Raw genomic sequence first — 3,368 nt, forward strand, 5'->3', positions numbered from 1 at the left:
TTTAACCAAAGGATTATACGGAGAAAATGCTCACGTTAACACATTGACGATTTTCGATGGATTAGGCATAGAGCAAGCAGGTGAGGTGGTTCTTAACCAGCATTCAATTTGGCAAATTCTAAATCACATATGATCTACTGGCAAGAATATATTTTACGTCTTTTAAAGGGAGAAGAGACAATACCGCCAAAACATGCTTCAGAGACATGGCTAACAGAGGTGAAACCACCTGCCAAAAAGGATTGGGAATTGGCTGTACACAAGTGAACCATTTTATTGCATAGGGAGGGTTGAAATGATTTTTACTGACTGGGTTTCTTATGTCGCTGTTGGACTTATGGTAGCCGTGCTTTTCTATGCAGTTTTTAGTATTTATCTAAAAAAACCACTAGGATTATATATTGCAATGGCTTTCCATATTGTTTTAGGAATCTTATCGCTCCCATCAATTGGATTGTATGTATTAGGATTGGCTATTATTGAGTTAGTGATAGGAATCATAATGACTGTAACAATTTCATCTAAAAACAATGTTTAAATAAACGGTGTTAATCAGGAATGAAAATTGCATACAAGGGGCTATTATGGACTTAAAAGGAGCAACGTAATGCATATAAAAAATTTGATGTTGTAGTTTATACAGTCCTTTTAATACTTGGTTTAGCAATGATTCATTTTATCGGGTTTCGATATTTTTGCTCCAGATCATCCTAAGATTTGGATTATATTAGGGTTCTATTTGTGGCTGATGTCGTATCTCGATTTTTTCACATAAAAAGACTAAATGGATAAAAGGCTATGAGAGGCTTTGATTCTTAAACCTAAGCGTCAGCATAATTAATTGAAATTTTTGAATCCTTTATACTGTTTTTCTCTTCCCCAACCGGGCGCTTTTCACTAATAAAAGTACGAAAAAGGGGGATGAAATTTTTGAATTGGGCCATCCCTATAGGTGTAACTATTAGAACATTTATTGGTTTTTTATTACTTTCACAGTCCTTTGTGCAAGCATCTTTTGGAGCAATAGGTGCTTTAGTTGCAGGAATCGTGATTTCAATTTTAATACGAAATAAAAGAATGCCCTAAATCAACTAACGGACGCACTATACCTATTAAAGAAATACTTAAGTAATAAAGAAGAGATTCCCTATCCCATTAGGAAAAGGAGATGTTACTGTGACTAAAAAACATTTGATTTCAGCAATAGTATTTTTGATTGTTTGTGGAATTTTATTTTCCGGATGCGACACATCTAATAGTTCCGAAGATAATATGGCTGATAGGAAAGAAGCAAAATATTTGAACTCAATTTTTGAGGAAATGAATAAGGGTGCTGATATAGTAAAATTAATGAATGATGGAAATATTAAAAATATAGCAAAAAGAATGGATAATGCTAAAACGAATATTGAAAAATTAGAACCACCAAAGACGATTTCCGCTAGTATCAAAGACAGTCAAAACACTCTTGAAGATGGATTTAAAAAATTAGCTATCGGATTTCGTGACAGTGATAATATGGAAAAAGTAGAAGAGGGGCAAAATGCTATAGAAAAGGCAAAAATACGTTTTGTAAATTATGTAACAAGAAATAACGATGTGAAAAAATTGATTAAAGATAGATATATTGAAGTGTTTATTTCAGAAAATTAACTATATAAATGGAATTAAATATTTACATCTTCTTGCACAAACGGTGTACTATAACGTCAGGTGTTCTGCTGACTTCTGAAATAAAGGATTGAACTTATTTCATCGACGGCTTGATAGAACACCTTGTAGATTACTGATTTTTTCAACCATCCCCATAATCCTCCAATCAAATTGAAATCCGGGCTGTAGGGTGGGAGGAACAGTAACGCCAATTGTTCAGAGTGTTCTTTTAAAAACGGTTTAATCCGTTTGGCATGGTGGATTTTTGCATTATCCAGGATCATGAGAATCTTTTCATTCGGGTAGCGTTCAACTACCTTTTCTAAAAAGGACAAAAAAACCTTTGCAACCTGCGTTCCCGGAATGTATAACGAAAAAACACCGAAAAGTTGCTAAAGCCTTACCATATAGCGTTTTCTCTAATGAATTGTTCATCGTTATACATTTAAATATGTAACGACATATATTGTTATATGGGGAAGCTTATTGGATAAAGAAAAAAGTAATCACATGCGAAATAAAGGACATCTTAACTTCAGAAGGTTAAATGTTTTAAAAAAACTTAAGCGTTCTTAAAAATTATTCCTTTAAAGTGCGTGTTCAAAAAGGAGGATAAAAAGGACCAAGAAGTTCGAGGCGGCGCAGTTTCGAGCAGCGGAATGTATGCTTTTAAATACATGAGCATAAGTAATGCTTCCATGAATCTGCATCGCACGTAGGAAAAGTGGTGTTCTTTTCCAAGGAGCGGAGAAACAAGCCAACGAAGAAATTCGAAGTGTCATTTTTACCGGACTTTTTGAACAACCTCTTAAAGGGTGCTTATCTTTAATAAAGAATACTCTGCATATAATGACCAAGTATCAGCACCGGCATAGAGGAAATGAGATTTTATTAGTCAAATAGTTGCTAAAGGAAAGTTTAAAAATTTCTTTAAACTTCTTGGGCAAGTGGTATAATAGAAATATGCAATAATCGCATTTTCCTCTAGGGAAGTCGGCGCATTCCTGTCGGTTGTAGTGTCATACGATACGCTATAACGGAAGGGGGTGTTGCCCATGTCTGTTTTTGAGACACTGGTTCTAATGATCGCTTTCGCAACACTCGTTGTAACGATTACAGACCAGAAAAAATAGACCTCCCTGAGTTTAGCAGCCGGGTGAGGTCTATTCCTTGTTCGCGCTGACCCCTCTTGAAGGGTAGCGATTCATTGCTGACCGGAGATATTAGCGTATCTTCGGTCTTTATCAGTTTATGCTTTTTTCTTATCTCTATGTTTATTATAACACGAAAAAACAGTTTGCAAACAAAAAATGTGATTGTATTTTAAGCTTTCTTACAACTCATCTCTAGGTTACTCCCATCGGTGTACCTAACGGGGCATTTTCTTGAAAACGATTGAAAATTCTTCCATAAAAGGGCGCTATTCTGTAACAAAGACTTGCGCCCTGTATTGCAGAATTGGGCCATTTAGTTGAACTAAACTTCATCGAAAAGGGGGGAAAGTCCAATGATAAAAATACATATATTCAATATCATTTCAGGAATCATTGTATTAGTGATTAATGGGGTATCAATAGCAAATGGCGCGAAGATGACGTAAAATAGTTTGTGTAGATTCTTTGAGACAAAAAAAGAGGTAGGGTATCCTCAAAATTGGACAGAAAAAAAGAGAGGAGAAACCCTACCATGTCTCAAAGTATATCGAAAGATAGCTT

4 protein-coding genes and 1 pseudogene are annotated in these 3,368 nt (G+C 35.1%); 4 read left to right on the top strand and 1 reads right to left on the bottom strand.

The genetic code is table 11. The annotated features are described in order from the left end of the window. Positions 1–295: 295 nt before the first annotated feature. The 3 genes from IEW67_RS17640 (at position 296) to IEW67_RS17650 (ending at position 1,653) form a co-directional block, all read left to right on the top strand. Positions 296–538: a hypothetical protein gene (locus IEW67_RS17640; RefSeq protein WP_188634390.1), complete on the top strand. Its 243-nt coding sequence runs from the start codon at positions 296–298 to the stop codon at positions 536–538. 392 nt (positions 539–930) lie between these two features. Then, on the top strand, positions 931–1,086 hold the full coding sequence (locus tag IEW67_RS17645) for a hypothetical protein (RefSeq protein ID WP_188634391.1): 156 nt from the start codon (positions 931–933) through the stop codon (positions 1,084–1,086). 90 nt (positions 1,087–1,176) lie between these two features. Continuing rightward, entirely contained in the window at positions 1,177–1,653 is a 477-nt protein-coding gene (locus tag IEW67_RS17650) for a hypothetical protein (protein ID WP_188634392.1), read from the top strand. A 22-nt stretch (positions 1,654–1,675) separates the two neighbouring features. On the opposite strand, the pseudogene IEW67_RS17655 reads toward IEW67_RS17650, so the two are convergent. Further along, positions 1,676–2,000 (bottom strand): annotated as a pseudogene (locus IEW67_RS17655) (transposase); the annotation flags it as partial. 708 nt (positions 2,001–2,708) lie between these two features. On the opposite strand from IEW67_RS17655, the gene IEW67_RS18525 reads away from it, so the two are divergent. Further along, the gene (locus tag IEW67_RS18525; RefSeq protein ID WP_373288592.1) at positions 2,709–2,786 is read left to right on the top strand and encodes a putative holin-like toxin; all 78 of its coding nucleotides are present in this window, start codon (positions 2,709–2,711) and stop codon (positions 2,784–2,786) included. The last annotated feature ends 582 nt before the right edge of the window (positions 2,787–3,368 follow it).

It is taken from the genome of Lentibacillus kapialis, from assembly GCF_014646635.1.
Taxonomy (GTDB): domain Bacteria; phylum Bacillota; class Bacilli; order Bacillales; family Amphibacillaceae; genus Lentibacillus; species Lentibacillus kapialis.

What these genes read in the sequence shown, in the direction of transcription:
- IEW67_RS17640 (WP_188634390.1), top strand. Translation starts at nt 296, where the DNA reads ATGATTTTTACTGACTGGGTTTCTTATGTCGCTGTTGGACTTATGGTA.
- IEW67_RS18525 (WP_373288592.1), top strand. Translation starts at nt 2,709, where the DNA reads ATGTCTGTTTTTGAGACACTGGTTCTAATGATCGCTTTCGCAACACTC.